This is a genomic window from Rhodococcus sp. NPDC058532 (assembly GCF_042719255.1).
GTDB lineage: Bacteria > Actinomycetota > Actinomycetes > Mycobacteriales > Mycobacteriaceae > Rhodococcus_G.
This window is the reverse complement of sequence record NZ_JBHXNU010000002.1, coordinates 266,741-282,720: the sequence shown is the minus strand read 5'-3', so window position 1 is coordinate 282,720 and position 15,980 is coordinate 266,741. Positions and strand designations below refer to the sequence as shown.

Below are 15,980 nucleotides of genomic sequence, written 5' to 3'. Positions count from 1 at the left end.
GCTCCTACCCTACGAAACGCGTACTGAATCAGCAATCAGAGCGGGTCGAAGAACCCGTCGAATCCGCGCTGCAGGGATACCGTGGTGTGCCGGTACTCGGTGCGGGTGCCGTTGGTGAGTTCGTCGGCGCGGATGTGGACGGACTTGCCGTTGTAGCGTTCGGCGGCCTCGCTGAGCACGAGTTCGACGGTGTAGCTCCGGTCCCGGATATCCTCGGCGGCGTTGTCCACGACGACGGTCCGCTCCCCCGACAGCGGAGTCCCGTCGTCGGCGTACACGCCGACGACGGGGGTTCGGGCGCGCCGTTTCCCGGTGACGACCTCGCGCTGCAGCAGGGTGACGAGCACGGTGCTGGAGGTGATGGTGGGGCTGCTGACGTTTGACGTCGACGGTGGGGACCGACATCACCTTCACAGGGCCCTACGCTGTCAGCGCTGCGCGGGGTGCTCAATTTCATTCGCATGTGCTCAGACCATCTCGTAATCCCCGTGCTCGTTGAAGCGAAGTTGCTTGTGATGCGCTGCGAAACCTGCAGCGTCGCACGAGTGTAGGAAAGACAGCTTCTCGTACATGGCGTCGTACTCATCCCAGAGGGAGTTCGCAACAAACTTCAGCCTTCGCGCACCTTTCAGTCGGGCGGAGATCTTCCATCCGGCCAGAACGCTGGTCCAGTGCTCCGTGGACACATCACCGCGGACATAGAAAGTGGCATTCCGTCCAGCGATGAAGCTGATCGCGATGGCATCCTCGACAAACCCCGAGACGATCGGTCGACGTACCACGAGAATCACGTAGCTCTCGTCAATGCTCGAACCAGAACTGTCGATGCCGTCCGGACCCTCGAAGACCCTCGCGCATAGTGGCAGTTCTCGGAACCGAACTCTGCTTCCAACTGTTCGAGGACGTTCAGCCGCTCATCGTCGATTTCGATGAGTGAGCCACCGACATGCATGACGCCATCGCCATCCAGCAGCTCATCAAGGTCTACGTCGGTTGTGAACTTCCTGGCGATCGCCCCTCCACCGTTCGCGCCGATACTCGCCGTGGGCCGCGTAGGCGGATCGAATCGACCGAGAAAATCCAGCTCGCCGTCCAGAATCGCGTCCATCATCTCGATGAGCTCGTCGTTTCTCCGTTTCTGGGTCGACCTGTAGTAATGGCGTACCGACGCCGCTGCCCATTCTTGCCGCTGAATCTGAGGAGACCATAGCCGGGCCAACCGCCCGCCACCCGACGTTCGAAGCTCGCGATTGATCAGGGTACGACTCTTCTCGACCGCGGCGACCCCGGACACGAGCGACAGAACAAGCAGTTCGTCGAGAAGATGTCCAGCATTCTGCTCGCCCGGCTCGCCGCTACCAGGAAACGACCGGTCCCACATGAACTCACACGACAATGTCACGTACTGAGCCGATGCAACGTGCCTGTACTTCAGTGACCGCGGTCCGTTGTGGTGTGGTACCGCATCGAACCGACCCTTCATGTCACCTAGCGGCAGCTTCGCCGCCGTGACAACGCGGGCCATATCAGCCAACTAATGCTGCGACGGTGAAGCCCAAGGAAACTCGCTCGAACATGATTCCCCGACAGCCAACTTGTACTTCAAGTACGTGTTTCGACTCGGATCACCAATTCCGAAGAATCGATCGAGTCGATCCAGCTGTTCTCGGTCGCCCACCTTCTCCCGAAGCTGCGGCACATCGAACGTCACCAAGGCCGACCGAAGATCAAACGATTCCACCGCACCACCATTCGCGCTCATCAAATTTGGAGGGAGCGTACTGGCAGCAGACACTCTGCGGTCGTTGTGGTCCCCGGTAAATGGATGGTTGTTGGGGTCGCCTCTCGGCCAAGGCCCAAACAACCTCCCGTTCGACGAGCGCGCTACTCCACTGGCTTGCGCAGCGCCGCCATGAACATTGCGTCGGTGCCGTGCCGGTGCGGCCACAGCTGCACGCCGGGGCCGGCGCCCACACCGGGGACGCCGGGGACCAGCTCGCGGGTGTCGAGCTGCTCGACCCCGTGCCTGCGGACGGCGTCGGCGACCACCGACACCGTCTCCGACAGGTGCGGCGAGCAGGTGGAGTACAGCACGACGCCGCCGGGGCGCAGCAGCCCGATCGCCGACGCCAGCAGCTGCCGTTGCAGCGCAACGAGTTCGGACACGTCGGACGGCTTGCGGCGCCAGCGGGCCTCGGGCCGGCGGCGCAGCGCGCCGAGGCCGGTGCACGGCGCGTCGACGAGGATCCGGTCGAAGCCCGGCGTCAGGCCGGGGTCGCGGCCGTCGCCGACGTGCACGTCGACCGGCAGTCCCCTGGTGGTCTTGCGGACCAGGTCGGCGCGGTGCTCGGCCGGTTCGACGGCGTCGACGCGGAAGCCCTCGATGTCGGCGAGCGCACCGAGCAGCGCCGCCTTGCCGCCGGGTCCGGCGCACAGGTCCAGCCAGCGACCCCGGTCCTCGCCGACGACCGGCGCCAACGTGAGTGCGCGGGCGACGAGCTGGCTGCCCTCGTCCTGCACGGCGGCCAGACCCTCGCGGACCGGCTCGAGCAGGCCGGGGTCGCCGCCGTCGAGGTGCACCGCGTACGGCGAGTACGGGCCCTGCTCGCCGCCGGTGATCAGCGCCAATTCCTCCGCGGAGATCTCCCCGGGCCGGGCGACCAGATGTACGACGGGGCGGGCGTCGTCGGCGGCGAGGACCGCCTCCACCTCACCGGCGTCGGCGCCGAGCGCGTCGGCGAACGCCTGCGCGATCCACACCGGGTGCGCGTGCCGGAACGCCAGGTGCCCGACCGGGTCCCGCACCGGGTCGGGGCCGAGCTGCTCGACCCACTGTTCCTCGGTCTTCTCCGCCACCCGCCGCAGCACGGCGTTGACGAAACCGGCGCGGCCCTGGCCGAATTCGGTGCGGACCAGGTCGACGGAGGTGTCGACGGCGGCGTGCGAGCCGATCCGGGTGCGCAGCAACTGGTAGGCGCCGAGCCTCAGCACGTCGAGCAGCGGCCCGTCGATCTCGTCGACGGGGCGGCCCGCGCCAGCGGCGATCACCGCATCCAGGAGGCCCTGCGCGCGGCACGCACCGTAGGTCAGCTCGGTGGCCAGTGCGGCGTCGCGGCCGTCGATGCCGCGCTCGCGCAGCAGCGCGGGCAGCACCAGGTTGGCGTAGGCGTCGCGTTCCCGGACGGCGCGCAGCACGTCGCGGGCCGCGAGCCGGGCCGGGTCGATGCCCGCCCCATCGGGCCGCTTCGCCTGCCGGGGCCGGGTGTTGGGTCGCCTGCCGTTCTGATTGCCGCTGCGGCTGGCGCCATCGTTTCGGGGCCCGCCACGGTTGCCGCGGGAGGGACGTCGGGAGTCGGTCACTGTGCACGCACCTCGGGGTCGAGGCGCGCGCCGCGCGCCCAGTCTGCTGCCGCCATGAGCTTCTTTCCTTGGGGCTGAACCTGACTCAGCCGCACCGGCACGGTTCCGGTGCCGAGGTAACAACCGTCCTTGCGGACCAGCACCTGCCCCGGCTCCAGCGGCTCGGGCAGCAGGTCCGCGGCGACCGGCGTCACCGGCGCGACCTTGAGCCGCAGCTCCCCCACCGTCGTCCAGGCGCCGGGTGCCGGGGTGACGGAGCGCACCCGCCGGTCCACGACCGCGGCGGGCAGCGTCCAGTCGATCCGCGCCGAATCGACCGTCACCTTCGGCGCGTGGGACACCCCGTCGACCGGCTGCGGCACCGCGGTCAGCGTGCCGTCCTCGATGCCGTCGAGCACCTGCTCGAGCAGGATCGCGCCGCTGTCGGCGAGCCTGCCGAGCAGGTCTCCCGCGGTGTCGGCGTCGCGGATGCGTTCGGTCATCACCCCGAACACCGGCCCGGTGTCGAGGCCCTCCTCCAGCTGGAAGGCGCTGGCGCCGGTCATGTCGTCGCCCGCGGCGATCGACGCCTGCACCGGCGCCGCACCGCGCCAGGCGGGCAGCAGCGAGAAATGCAGGTTCACCCAACCGTGCTTCGGGACGTCGAGCACCGGCCGCGGCAGCAGCGCGCCGTACGCGACGACGGGCGCACAGTCCGGGGCGAGTTCGGCGAGCCGGGCAAGGAAGTCGGGGTCGGAGGCGCGGGTCGGGGTGAGCACCTCGACTCCGTGCTCGTCGGCGAGCAGCCCGACGGGTGAGCGGGTGACCTTGCGACCGCGGCCTGCGACGGCGTCGGGCCGGGTGATCACGGCGACCACCTCGTGCCGCGGCGAGGCGAGCAGCCGGGCGAGGGACGGGACGGCGGGGTCGGGGGTGCCCGCGAAGACGATGCGCATGTCAGTTGCCCGCCACCGCGATCGCGGCGCCGAACCAGTCGGATTCGCGGATGGTCCGCATCGCCGACTTGCGGTCCTCGGGGTCCATCCGGGTCATGAACATGACCCCGTCGAGGTGATCGGTCTCGTGCTGCACGCAGCGGGCCATGATGTCGCTGCACTCGAACGACACCGGCTCGCCGTGGACGTCGACGCCCGCGACGCGGACGGTCGTCGCGCGTCGGACGTCGCCGCGCACGTCCGGGACGGACAGGCAGCCCTCGCTGCCGATCTGCTCCTCGCCGCCGATCACCTCGTAGGTGGGGTTGACGACGTGCCCGAACATGCCGCCGCAGTCATAGGCGAACACCCGCAGCGACACGCCGATCTGCGGGGCCGCAATCCCGGCACCGCCGCGATCGCGCATCGTGTCGACGAGGTCGGTGACCAGCTGCTCCAGTTCCCCGTCGAAGGCGGTCACCTCGTCCGCTCGGGTCCGGAGGACGGGGTCGCCGAACAGGCGAACGGGCTGGACTGTCACGGGGCTGCTCCCAGGAAGATCGGTGCGGTGTCGTCGTCCAGTCTAGGGATGCGCGCCGTCTCGTTCCGCCCGCCCGGCGCGGCGACACCGCCCCGTGTGCACACACCCGTTCGCGCACGCACCCGGGTACTGCACGCACAACTCCCGTGTGCACGCCGCAAAGGGTGTGTGCACACGGGAATTGGCGGGGGCGGGCAGGGGGCGGCGCACGGGTGCGGGTGCGGCGGGTGGGTGCCGGGGGCAGCGCGACGCTCAGCGGCCGATCATCCCGGCCATCCCGGTCCCGAGCGGCACCGGTGTGCATGTCGGGGCTGGCGCGGTCGGATCGAGCGCCTGCTCGACGAGGCCGAGCGTGTAGGGGTCGTAGGGCATGTTCATGTGGCCGGTCTTGTTCTGCGGGCACCGGTCCTGGATCAGGATGTTGTCCGCGCCGGGGCCGCGGAGCGCGATGTTGGTGTACGGCTGGATCATCTCGTCGTAGCGGGTCCCGATCGTGGTGTACCGCACGCCGGGAACGGTGTCCGACGGCGCGTTCAGCTCGGTCAGGAAGTCCGACCCCTGCGCCTGCTGTTCGACCGCGGTGGTCGTGAACAGGCTCACCACCGCCCTGCCGCCGGGGACCGCGTCCGCGATCGGGACGAGTCCGTAGAAGACGCCGCCGTAACTCGGGGACGCCATCCCGACCCAGCGGTCGACGACGGCGGCCCCGCCGAGCTTGTTGACGAAGTGACGGGTGACGGTCGCGCCCTGGGAGAAACCGACGAGGTCCACCTTCGGCGCGCCGGACGACTCCCGCACCCGGCGCACGAAGTCCGCGACCTGCTCCGCGCTGGCGACCATGTCCTCGGTGCCGAAGTTGCCGGGGTGCTCGGTGCCGACCGAGCCGGTGCCGCCGCTGCCCGCGTCGCCGTCACCGCTGTCGGGGGCTCCGCCGTAGTTGACGGCGAACACGCAGTACCCGGCCACGCGCAGCCGCGGGGCGAGGGCCGCCCAGTCCGAGTAGGCGTTCGAGTCGCTGCCGTGCGCGAGGATCACCGGGTTGGGGTGGGCGGCCGACGGAACGCAGGCGACGTCGTTGGCGCCGGGCGGGGCGCTGCCGGGGTGCGCGTCGGCGTAGTCCGCGGCGGCGGCGTGGGTGCTCTGGGCCGGCCCGGGGAGGGTCGGGGTCTCCGATACCGACCCCGCCGCCGCTGCGCTGCCGAGGTCGGGTGCGGCCGACGCGACACCGGGCCACAGTCCGACGGTTGCCGCGCACGCCGCAGCGGCCACCAACGCACGTCTGTTCATCGTCATCCTCCCGCGAGCACCGAACCGGTCCATCTTCGCCCCTCGCCGCCGGATCGGTCACGAATCGGCCGGATTCGGCGAACCGTCCGGTTCGTCTACTCGTCGGCGCCGGGGGCATCCGCCGGCGATGCGGTGTGATCGTCGGCGAGGATGCGGTAGAGCGCGCGGCGTGCCTCGGTGAGTACCTCTCCCGCCGCCGTCGCCTGTGCGGCCGTTCCCGCGGCGGCGACCTGACGCACCGCGCCGGTCAGCTGGGTGAGCAGGCCGCGCAGTTCCCGCGCCGGTTGGCCGACGGCCGAGCTGATCTCCTCCCAGGGGTTCCCGAGGTCACCGCGATGCTCCTCGAGATACGCTGCGCCCGCCTCGGTGAGCTTGGCGGTCTTGCGACCGGCCACCTTCTCGATCAGGACGAGGCCCTCGTCCTCGAGTTGCGCCAGCGCCGGGTAGATCGACCCGGGACTCGGCTTCCATGCGCCGCCGGAGCGTTCGGCGATCCGCTGGATCAGCTCGTAGCCGTGCACGGGTTCCTCGCCGAGCAGCAGCAGGATCGCCGCGCGGACGTCGCCGCGGCGACCGCGACCACCACGGCCGCGCCCGCGTCCGACGGGGCCACCCGGCTCGCCCAGCGGTCCGCGGCGCCGACCGGGGACGAAGTCGCCCCGCGGCACGAAACGCCCGCGCGGCCCGTAGTCACCCCGCGGCCCGTAATCACCGCGCGGCCCGTAGTCACCGCGGGGGCCGTAGTCGCCCCCCTGCATGAATCCACCTGTGCCGGAGCCGGACTCGCCGGGCCCGAACCCACCGCCAACCGGTTCGCCATGACCACGACGGCCGTCGCGACCGATGCGACCGGGCCTGCGACTCCGCCCCCGGCGATCGAAGTCTCGTTGGAAGTTCTCCATGATGCCTGTCCTCTCATTGGCGGACCGCGGGGCATACATTCGCCTCGACCGCGATCCATCTCGACCCACTCGACGATATATCGACAATAGGTCTACGGCAACCCCCAAGCGACAGAACTCCCGCTTCGACGAAGGGTGCGGGCGATGGCACCCCGGACGGGGCGGACCGGGCGGGGCGGACGGGGCGGGTCAGTCCCCGCTCAGCACCGCCCGCACCCGATCCGTGTCCGCCTGCGACCACCCGTCGGTCGGCAGGATCCGGGCCCACATGTCCACGGCGTCCGCCCCGTAGGCGTGGCCGTGCCCCGCGGGCACGTCGGCCGAGAACACCATGTCCAGGGTGACCTGCCAGAAGGTGACCAGCGGCAACCAGCGGATGTTCGGGTCGACATCCCGGCCGCGGGGCTCGGTGAGCCAGTCCGGCTCGGTGAACAGCAGCGACGGCGACCACCACACGATCGGATCGCTCGCATGCTGCCAGTAGACGGTGCGCCGCGGACCCCATGCGGTGCCGAGATCGAGGTCCTGCGGATCCGACGCGAATCGGACCGCGCGGCCGTCGTCGACGACCGGCAGGATCTCGCGGGAACCTGGGTCGCGGTCGGCGGTCACCTCCCGCCACTGCGGCGTGAAATTCGGGGTCCCCACCCACAGCGCGCCGTCGACCCGGGTCGCCATGTCCTGGTAGCCGGCGAAGGCATTCTGGCCTCCGTAGGCGCCGAGGCTCTCGCCGAAGACGACCAGCTTCGGCCGCGTGTCGACGGGCAGGTCGATCCAGCGCGCGAACACGGCGTTGAACAGCGCCCGCCCGGCGACCTGCGGCGTCTGCCGGTCCGCGATGAAGGCCAACGGACTCGGCAGGAACGAGTACTGCATCGACGCGATCGCGGTGTCGCCGCCCTCGAGGTACTCGAGCGATGACGCAACGTTCTGGTTCACCCAGCCCCGGCCGGTGGTGGTGTTGACGGCGAGGACCTTCCGGTCCCACGCGTGTGTTCGATCGAGTTCGGCGATCACCAGGTCGGCGACCCCGGCCACCGATTCGGCGGATTCCCGGCCCGCGTAGACGCGGATCGGCTCGAGTGCTGGCCTGCCGGTGACCGCGGTGATCGCGGCGGCGTCGGGTCCGCGGCCGACGAAGGTCCGCCCCTCCTGGCCGAGTGTGGACCAGGCCTGGGCCGAGGCGGGCGACCCGCTGCGCTCCGGCGCCACCGGCTGGTCGACGCCTGCCGCGGTGTCGGTGTCCGCACCGGAGAAACTCCAGTTGGCGAACGCGATCAGGCCGTTGTAGAGGGCGCCGTTGACCAGCAGGACACCGAGCACGATTGCTGCGGCCAGCCCGGCAACGTTCGCGGCGGGCCGGGGCACGAACCGGCGCGCGAAGGCACTGCACCGGCGGGTGCCGGAGCGGATGCCCCGCGCCGCCGACAGCAGCACGAACCACACCGCGACCGCGATCACGAACACCAGCAGCACGTTCGCCTGATGGGTCCGCGGGACGGAGACCAGGTCGCGGACGTAGTTTTGCCACACCCCGCCGAGCACGAGCAGTACCGGAACGAGGATCGCGGCCGACGCGGCGAGCAGCCACCAGCCGATCCGGCGGGTCCGCGCCGACCAGGTCGGGGTGACGCCGCACGCCCGCACCAGCCAGGCGGCAAGGCAGCCCAATCCGTACCCGAGCGCGATCGAGATGCCAGTCGCCAGCCCCTGCAGATACCAGGCCCGCGGCAGCAGCGACGGACTCATCGACCAGGTGAAGAACAGCAGGGCCACCGCGAGGCCGACCGGGTGCAGGCGGCGTGCATAGCGGCGCAGCCGGGCGCGCAGGCCACCGGTCGGGGGCGCGGCGGCGTCGGCGGGGTCGTCACGCTCAAGCAGGGCGGTCATGGCTGCACACAGTAGCGGTGCGGCCTCCTTCTGCCTGCGATCAGCCGATGCGCAGCGGGTCGATCTGCACCCGCACCGAGCCCGATTCCCGGCGCGCGCCGCGGGCCGACTGCGCCTGCGCCAGCGCACGCGCCAACGCCCCGCCCGCACCGCGCGGCACCCGCAGCAGCATCCGCTCAACCTCGTCGGGCTCGGGATCATCCCCAGCGAACGGCAACCGCTCGCCCGGCGGCAGCGGGACCGGGCCGAGCAGCTCCACCCCGTCCGGCAACGCGGCCGCCGCGAGCAGCGACTCCACGGCCGCGTGCCCGCCGTCGACCGCGGCCATGTGCACGGTCGGCGGAAAGCGAACCTCGGCCCGCTGTTCCAGCTGGGCCCGCGCCGCGCCGACCGGGTCCCACCGCACCAGCGCCTGCACCACCGGGATGGACGCGTCCGCGACGACCACGACCCTCCCGCCGTCGGACGCGGACCGCACCAGCGCACCGGCGGTCATCCACCTCCGCAGGGTCTCCTCCTCGGCCCGCAGGTCCGCGCGGCCGAGCAGCGCCCACCCGTCGAGCAGCAGCGCCGCACCGTAGCCCCCCGGCATCACCGGCTCGGCGCCGACAGTCGAGACCACCAGGGCGGCACCGGGTTTCACGCTCGTCAGCACCTCACCCCCACCGGAGGTGCGGACCGGAACACCCGGGAACGCCCGGCCCAGTTCCTCCGCGGTCCGGCCCGCACCGACGACCACCGCCCGCAGCTGCCGGGATCCGCACGCCCCGCACCGGTGGGTGGCGTCGGCGACGCCGCACCACCGGCAGCCGGGGGTGCCCGCACCGTCCGGGCCTGCCGCGGCGGGCAGCGCCAGCGGGCCGTTGCAGTGCCGGCATCGGGCAGGGGCGCGACACTTCCCGCAGGCCAGCGACGGCACGTAGCCGCGGCGCGGAACCTGCACCAGCACACCGGAATCCGCTGCCAAGGCGTCCCTGGCCGCGGCGAAGGCGATCGCGGGCAGGCGCGCCGCCCGCGCGCCGGGGTCACGTTCGAGGGCATGGTCACTGTCGGCGAGCGCGACCACGTGCGGGGCGCGGGCCCGGACGACGGCGCGGTCGGCGACGAGGTCGTTGGCCCACCCGGAGTCGACGAGGGCCTGCGCCTCCACGGTCCGCGAGTGCGCGCCGACCACCACGGCGCAGCCGGCGGAGTGCGCGCGCAGCAGCGCCACCTCGCGCGCGTGCGGGTACGGGGCGCGGGGTTCGGAGTGCAGATCGTCTCCGTCATCCCAGATCACGATCAGGCCGAGGTCGGGCACCGGCGCGAACACCGCGCTGCGGGTGCCCACCACCACCCGGCCGGTGCCCCGCAACGCCGCCAGCCACCGGCGGTACCGCACTGCTGGCCCGAGACCGGCGGCGAGGGGCACCACCGGACCGTCACCGAGCACGTCGACGCACGCCGTCGCGACCCGGTCCAGGTCCTTCTGGTCGGGCACAACGAGCACCACCGACCGGCCCGCCCTGGCGACGACGGCGGCGAGTTCGGCGAGCCTGCGCGGCCAGTTCTCCCCCGGCGTCGCCTGCCAGACCGCCCGCGGACCCCGCCGCGCCGCCAGCGCGGCGAGGAAGCTCTCCCCGTGCCGGTACACCGCCCACGGCGCCGTGTGCACCGGCCCCTCGGGCAGCGGCGCCCGCTCCGGGACCGGTTCGCCCTCGACCCGCGCGTGCCGCGGCGGCACCGCCAGCCGCAGCACGTCCGGGCGGGTCCCCGCGTAGCGGGCGGCGACCGCGTCGACGAGCCGCCCGATCTCCGGGGTGAGCACCGGTTCGGCCGACACCACCCGGTCCAGCCACCCCAGCTTCCCCGGATGCTCGCTGGCCGCGATCCGGTCAAGGAGGAAGCCGTCCACCAGGCGGCCCGCGAAGCGGACCCGGACCCGGACACCCGGCCGGGCCTGCTCGTCCAGTTCGATCGGGATCAGGTAGTCGAACACCCGGTCCAGGTGCGGCAGCGGCAGCATCGGCAGCACCCGCGCGACCGGCAGCGTCGTGGCCGGTTCGCGCTCCGCGGTCACCCGTCCCACCGGCACGAACGACGCGAGCCGCCCACCGACAGCGGTGGGCGGCTCGGATCAGCAGTCATCTACAGACCGGCGGCCGCGCGCAGCTTCTCGGCGCGGTCGGTGTGCTCCCACGGCAGGTCGACGTCGGTGCGGCCGAAGTGGCCGTACGCCGCGGTCTGCGCGTAGATCGGGCGCAGCAGGTCCAGGTCGCGGATGATCGCGCCGGGCCGCAGGTCGAAGATCTCCGAGATCGCGGACTGGATGCGGGCCGGGTCGGTCTTCTCGGTGCCGAAGGTCTCGACGAACAGCCCGACCGGGGCCGCCTTGCCGATCGCGTACGCGACCTGCACCTCGATCCGGTCCGCGAGGCCCGCCGCGACCGCGTTCTTCGCGACCCAGCGCATCGCGTACGCGGCGGAGCGGTCGACCTTCGACGGGTCCTTGCCGGAGAACGCGCCGCCACCGTGGCGGGCCATGCCGCCGTAGGTGTCGACGATGATCTTGCGGCCGGTCAGGCCCGCGTCACCCATCGGGCCGCCGAGGACGAACTTGCCGGTCGGGTTGACCAGCAGGCGGACCTCGGAGGTGTCCAGGGACGGCACGTCGATCTCGGCGAGCACCGACCCGAGCACCTTCTCGCGGATGTCCGGGGTGAGCAGGTTGTCGAGGTCGATGTCGGCGGCGTGCTGGGTGGACACGACGACCGTGTCAAGCCGGACCGCCCGGTCGCCGTCGTACTCGATGGTGACCTGGGTCTTGCCGTCCGGCCGCAGGTACGGGAGGACACCGGTCTTGCGGACCTCGGTCAGCCTGCGCGAGAGCCGGTGCGCGAGCGCGATCGGCAGCGGCATCAGTTCGGGGGTGTCGGTGCAGGCGTAGCCGAACATCAGGCCCTGGTCGCCCGCGCCCTGACGGTCGATGTCGTCGTCGGAGCTGCCCTCGACACGGGCCTCGTGCGAGTGGTCGACGCCCTGCGCGATCTCCGGCGACTGCGCGCCGATCGCGATGTTCACACCGCAGGAGTTGCCGTCGAATCCCTTGGCGGACGAGTCGTACCCGATCTCGAGCACCTTGTCGCGCACGATCTTCGGGATGTCGGCGTACGCGGAGGTGGTGACCTCGCCCGCGACGTGCACCTGCCCGGTCGTGACCAGCGTCTCGACGGCGACGCGGCTGCGCGGATCCTGGGCAAGCAGTGCGTCGAGGACGGAGTCGCTGATCGCGTCACAGATCTTGTCCGGATGACCCTCGGTCACGGACTCACTGGTGAATAGCCGACTTCCGGACTTGCTCACAGATCTCCCTCTCACCAACTGACAAATGGTCGTCAAAATACTGACACGTGTTCCGCCCCCGACCCTACTGCCTGGTGGGCAGCAGCGCCGCCACCGCGTCGAGGACCCGGCTGGCCATCAGCGCCTTCGACCCGTGCGCGAGCGCGCGCTCGGCGCCGTCGGCGGCGAGCAGCCACCCGTCGTTGCTGTCCACCTCGAAGGCCTTCCCGTCCCCGACCGCGTTCACGACGAGCAGGTCACAGCCCTTGCGGGCCAGCTTGGACCGGGCGTGATCGAGGACGTCGCCGTTGGCGTCACCGGTCTCCGCCGCGAACCCGACGATCCGGGTCGTCGCTGGCACCGCACCGTCCCGGCGGGCCTGCACCAGCCCGGCGAGGATGTCGTCGTTGCGGGTCAGGCCGATGGTGTCGGGTTCGTCGGCGCCCTTCTTGATCTTCGCGGTCGCGACGGTCGCGGGCCGGAAATCGGCGACCGCCGCGGCCATCACCACCGCGTCCGCGGTGGGCGCGACACCGTCGGCGGCGCCGACCCCGGCAGCCCTGTCGACGGCGACCTTCATCTCCTGCGCGGTCTTCACCCGGATCACGTCGACCGCGGCGGGGTCGGCCAGGTCGGCGGTGTACCCGGCGATCAGCGTCACCCGCGCGCCGCGCTGGGCGGCGAGCCGCGCGATCGCGTAGCCCTGCTTGCCGGAACTGCGGTTGCCGAGGAAGCGGACCGGGTCGAGGGGCTCGCGGGTGCCGCCCGCGGACACCACGATCCGCCGTCCCTCAAGGTCGCGCGGCAGCCCGTCCGGCCGCTCCAGCAGCAGGTTCGCGAGCGCGACGATCTCGTCGGGGTCGGGCAGCCTGCCCGCGCCGGTGTCCTTGCCGGTGAGCCGCCCGGAGGCCGGTTCGATCACCACGGTCCCGCGGGACCGGAGGGTGGCGACGTTGTCGACGGTCGCGGGGTGCTCCCACATCTCGGTGTGCATCGCCGGGGCGAACACCACCGGGCAGCGGGCGGTGAGCAGGGTCCCGGTGAGCAGGTCGTCGGCGCGGCCGTGCGCGGCGCGGGCCATCAGGTCCGCGGTGGCGGGCGCGATGACCACCAGGTCGGCCTCCTGACCGAGTCGCACGTGCGGCACCTGCGGCACGTCGTCGAACACCCCGGTGTCGACCCGGTTCCCGGACAGGGCCTCGAAGGTGGCGCGGCCGACGAACTCGAGCGCCGACTCGGTCGGGACCACCCGAACGTGATGGCCTGCCTCGGTGAAGCTGCGGATGATCGAACAGGCCTTGTATGCGGCGATACCGCCGCCCACCCCGACGACGATGCGTCGTGGTGAACCGGCGGTATCGGAATGCGAATCCGTCACGGACGTCACAGTATCCGTTCGGCGACGCCAGGACGGGAGCGGGTCACTCGCCTTCGGTGTGCTCGAGCAGGTCGGAGTGGATCTCGCGCATCGCGATGGACAGCGGCTTCTCCTGCAGACCCGGCTCGACCAGCGGGCCGACGTACTCGAGGATGCCGTCGCCGAGCTGGTTGTAGTAGTCGTTGATCTGTCGGGCCCGCTTGGCCGCGTAGATCACCAGGGCGTACTTCGAGGAGGTGCGCTCGAGCAGCTCGTCGATCGGCGGGTTGGTGATGCCGAGCGGGGTGTCGTAGGCCGGGATGCCGTGGCGGTCGGTCGCGACGGTGGTTGCGCTCACTGGGTCTCCTGTGGTGCGGATTCGGTGGTGCGAAGAAGGTTGAGATCAGCGGAATCGGTGTTACTGCGTGGTACCGACCAACAAGGATACCAACTCCTCGCACGCACGGTCGACGTCGTGGTTGACGATGACTTCGTCGAACTCGTCCTTGGCGTCGAGTTCGACGCGCGCGGTCTCAAGCCGTCGGGCGATCTTCTCCTCGGATTCGGTCCCGCGGCCGGTCAGCCGCGCGACCAGTTCCTCCCAGCTCGGCGGCGCCATGAACACCAGCACCGCCTCGGGCATCGCGGCCCGGACGGCGCGGGCACCGGCAAGGTCGACCTCGACGAGCACCGGATGTCCGGCCGCCAGCGCGGCCTGCACGGGCGCGGCGGGAGTGCCGGACCGTTGCAGTCCGCCATGGATCTCGGCCCATTCGAGCAGTTCGCCCGCGGCGATCATCCGCTCGAACTCGGCCGCGGTGACGAACCGGTAGTCGCGTCCGTCCACCTCGCCGGGGCGGGGGTCTCTTGTCGTTGCAGACACGCTGAAAACCAGGTCGGGAAGCCGGTCGTGCAGCTTGCGCACGACACTCGACTTGCCGACGGCGGAGGGGCCGGCCAGTACCACCAGCCGGCCCCTCCGCACTGCGTTCTCGCGGTCTGACACGTTGTGTGCGTCAGCCACCTGTGAACTCAGGCCTCGAAATCGAACCTGGTCAGCAGGGCCTTGCGCTGACGATCGCCGAGGCCACGCAGGCGGCGGGTCGGGGCGATCTCCAGCTCGGTCATGATCTCCTGCGCCTTGACCTTGCCCACCTTGGGCAGGGCCTCGAGCAGGGCCGAGACCTTCATCTTGCCGAGGATCTCGTCGTCTTCGGCATCCTTGAGGACCTGCTTGAGGTCGGTGCCGCCGCGCTTGAGGCGCTCCTTGAGCTCAGCCCGGGCCTTACGGGCGGCAGCTGCCTTCTCCAAAGCAGCAGCACGCTGCTCGTCGGTCAACTGGGGAAGGGCCACGGTTCCTCCGTCTCGTCGTGTGCAGTGTCAAACAGCTCCCGGGTGGCCCGGGGGTGTTCGCAACCCCCGGATAACCAGGGGCGATAGCGACCGTACTCACGCTCGGCGCCGATTGCTAACCCACCCCCGAAACTGCGGGGGCAAATCGGGTGGGCTATGCGAGGGCGGTCTCGACCTCGTCACGAACCCGCAGTGCGGCGTCCCGCAGCGCGGCTACCGACGGACCACACCGAAGCACGTCCCGAGACGTGTTGGGCAACAACAACTCTCGCGACCCTTCGAAAATCTCTGCGAGATCCGTCACGGTCGCGCCCTGAGCGCCGAGCCCGGGCGCCAGGATCGGACCGGTGAACGCCGACAGGTCCAGACCATGATCGCGCGTCGCGCCGATGACCAGGCCCATCGTGTCCCGGCCGTCCCTGTTGTGCGCCACCGCTGCGTCCACCATCGACTGCGCCACCGACGGCCCGGACCCGGCGGAACCGTCGTCACCGGCGGTCCTGGCCCCCTGCAACCCGCCACCCTCCGGATTGGAGGTGCGGGCCAACGCGAACAGGCCCCGCCCGGTCGCCGTCGCCAGCGTCACCGCAGGCTCAAGCGCCCCGAACCCCAGGTAGGGCGAGACGGTGAGCGCATCCGACGCCAGCGGGGCGCCCTCCCCGAGCCAGGCCTGCGCGTACGCCGACATCGTCGAGCCGATGTCGCCGCGTTTGGCGTCGGCGACGACCAGCGTGCCGGACTCCCGCAGTGCCGCGATCGTCCGTTCGAGGACCGCGTACCCGGCGGTGCCGTACGCCTCGAAGAACGCCACCTGCGGCTTGACCAGGGCCACCTCACCCGCGAACGCCGTGGTGCACACCTCGGCGAACCGCGCGAGCCCGTCCGCGGTCTCCGGCAGACCCCAGGCCCGCAGCAGCGGCGGGTGCGGGTCGATGCCAACGCACAGCCGCCCCCGGCTCCGGACCGCGGGTCGGAGAAAAGGGCCACAAACGTGGGTGGTTCCGGGGCCAGCAGGCCCTGTGGGCAATCTCGCAGAAGGTTGTGGAGGTTTTGGG

The 15,980-nt window shown here is 71.2% G+C and carries 16 protein-coding genes; all 16 read right to left on the bottom strand.

The window, feature by feature from the left end; genetic code table 11:
• Positions 1–35: 35 nt before the first annotated feature.
• On the bottom strand, positions 36–347 hold the full coding sequence (locus tag ACFWQG_RS04015; protein ID WP_378506288.1) for a hypothetical protein: 312 nt from the start codon (positions 345–347) through the stop codon (positions 36–38).
• A 120-nt stretch (positions 348–467) separates the two neighbouring features.
• Positions 468–791 (bottom strand): hypothetical protein, encoded by a 324-nt coding sequence (locus ACFWQG_RS04010; protein WP_378506287.1) that lies wholly within the window; start codon positions 789–791, stop codon positions 468–470.
• Positions 788–1,525 (bottom strand): hypothetical protein, encoded by a 738-nt coding sequence (locus tag ACFWQG_RS04005; protein WP_378506286.1) that lies wholly within the window; start codon positions 1,523–1,525, stop codon positions 788–790. Before ACFWQG_RS04005 ends, ACFWQG_RS04010 begins: the two co-directional genes overlap by 4 nt.
• A 359-nt stretch (positions 1,526–1,884) precedes the next feature.
• On the bottom strand, positions 1,885–3,360 hold the full coding sequence (locus ACFWQG_RS04000; RefSeq protein ID WP_378506285.1) for an RsmB/NOP family class I SAM-dependent RNA methyltransferase: 1,476 nt from the start codon (positions 3,358–3,360) through the stop codon (positions 1,885–1,887).
• A complete protein-coding gene (gene fmt / locus ACFWQG_RS03995; protein ID WP_378506284.1) occupies positions 3,357–4,295 on the bottom strand; it encodes a methionyl-tRNA formyltransferase in 939 nt (312 codons plus the stop codon). Before fmt ends, ACFWQG_RS04000 begins: the two co-directional genes overlap by 4 nt.
• Before the next feature lies 1 nt (position 4,296).
• Positions 4,297–4,815 (bottom strand): peptide deformylase, encoded by a 519-nt coding sequence (gene def / locus ACFWQG_RS03990; protein ID WP_378506283.1) that lies wholly within the window; start codon positions 4,813–4,815, stop codon positions 4,297–4,299.
• 252 nt (positions 4,816–5,067) lie between these two features.
• The gene (locus tag ACFWQG_RS03985) at positions 5,068–6,108 is read right to left on the bottom strand and encodes an esterase/lipase family protein (protein ID WP_378506282.1); all 1,041 of its coding nucleotides are present in this window, start codon (positions 6,106–6,108) and stop codon (positions 5,068–5,070) included.
• A gap of 89 nt (positions 6,109–6,197) precedes the next feature.
• Positions 6,198–6,860, bottom strand: coding sequence for a helix-turn-helix transcriptional regulator (locus ACFWQG_RS03980; RefSeq protein ID WP_378506281.1), 663 nt, complete (start codon positions 6,858–6,860; stop codon positions 6,198–6,200).
• 333 nt (positions 6,861–7,193) lie between these two features.
• The gene (locus ACFWQG_RS03975; RefSeq protein WP_378506280.1) at positions 7,194–8,894 is read right to left on the bottom strand and encodes an alpha/beta hydrolase; all 1,701 of its coding nucleotides are present in this window, start codon (positions 8,892–8,894) and stop codon (positions 7,194–7,196) included.
• Between the two features lie 40 nt (positions 8,895–8,934).
• Positions 8,935–10,899 carry a primosomal protein N' gene (locus ACFWQG_RS03970; protein WP_378506404.1) on the bottom strand — a complete coding sequence of 655 codons (1,965 nt, stop codon included), beginning with the start codon at positions 10,897–10,899 and terminating at the stop codon, positions 8,935–8,937.
• Between the two features lie 122 nt (positions 10,900–11,021).
• Entirely contained in the window at positions 11,022–12,236 is a 1,215-nt protein-coding gene (gene metK / locus ACFWQG_RS03965; protein ID WP_378506279.1) for a methionine adenosyltransferase, read from the bottom strand.
• Positions 12,237–12,300: 64 nt separating this feature from the next.
• Entirely contained in the window at positions 12,301–13,602 is a 1,302-nt protein-coding gene (coaBC, locus tag ACFWQG_RS03960; RefSeq protein ID WP_378506278.1) for a bifunctional phosphopantothenoylcysteine decarboxylase/phosphopantothenate--cysteine ligase CoaBC, read from the bottom strand.
• 34 nt (positions 13,603–13,636) lie between these two features.
• Positions 13,637–13,930, bottom strand: a complete 294-nt coding sequence (gene rpoZ, locus ACFWQG_RS03955) for a DNA-directed RNA polymerase subunit omega (RefSeq protein ID WP_378506277.1) — start codon at positions 13,928–13,930, stop codon at positions 13,637–13,639.
• Positions 13,931–13,990: 60 nt separating this feature from the next.
• A complete protein-coding gene (gene gmk, locus ACFWQG_RS03950; RefSeq protein WP_378506276.1) occupies positions 13,991–14,539 on the bottom strand; it encodes a guanylate kinase in 549 nt (182 codons plus the stop codon).
• A 65-nt stretch (positions 14,540–14,604) separates the two neighbouring features.
• The gene (gene mihF, locus ACFWQG_RS03945; protein ID WP_378506275.1) at positions 14,605–14,925 is read right to left on the bottom strand and encodes an integration host factor, actinobacterial type; all 321 of its coding nucleotides are present in this window, start codon (positions 14,923–14,925) and stop codon (positions 14,605–14,607) included.
• Positions 14,926–15,079: 154 nt separating this feature from the next.
• Complete coding sequence (gene pyrF, locus ACFWQG_RS03940) at positions 15,080–15,952, bottom strand: orotidine-5'-phosphate decarboxylase (RefSeq protein ID WP_378506274.1); 873 nt, start codon at positions 15,950–15,952, stop codon at positions 15,080–15,082.
• Positions 15,953–15,980: the final 28 nt, after the last annotated feature.

Coding starts and splice junctions, on each gene's coding strand:
- ACFWQG_RS04005 (WP_378506286.1), bottom strand. CDS start 1,525: ATGGCCCGCGTTGTCACGGCGGCGAAGCTGCCGCTAGGTGACATGAAG.
- ACFWQG_RS03980 (WP_378506281.1), bottom strand. CDS start 6,860: ATGCAGGGGGGCGACTACGGCCCCCGCGGTGACTACGGGCCGCGCGGT.
- fmt (WP_378506284.1), bottom strand. CDS start 4,295: ATGCGCATCGTCTTCGCGGGCACCCCCGACCCCGCCGTCCCGTCCCTC.
- ACFWQG_RS03975 (WP_378506280.1), bottom strand. CDS start 8,894: ATGACCGCCCTGCTTGAGCGTGACGACCCCGCCGACGCCGCCGCGCCC.
- ACFWQG_RS03985 (WP_378506282.1), bottom strand. CDS start 6,108: ATGACGATGAACAGACGTGCGTTGGTGGCCGCTGCGGCGTGCGCGGCA.
- ACFWQG_RS03970 (WP_378506404.1), bottom strand. CDS start 10,899: ATGCTGCCGCTGCCGCACCTGGACCGGGTGTTCGACTACCTGATCCCG.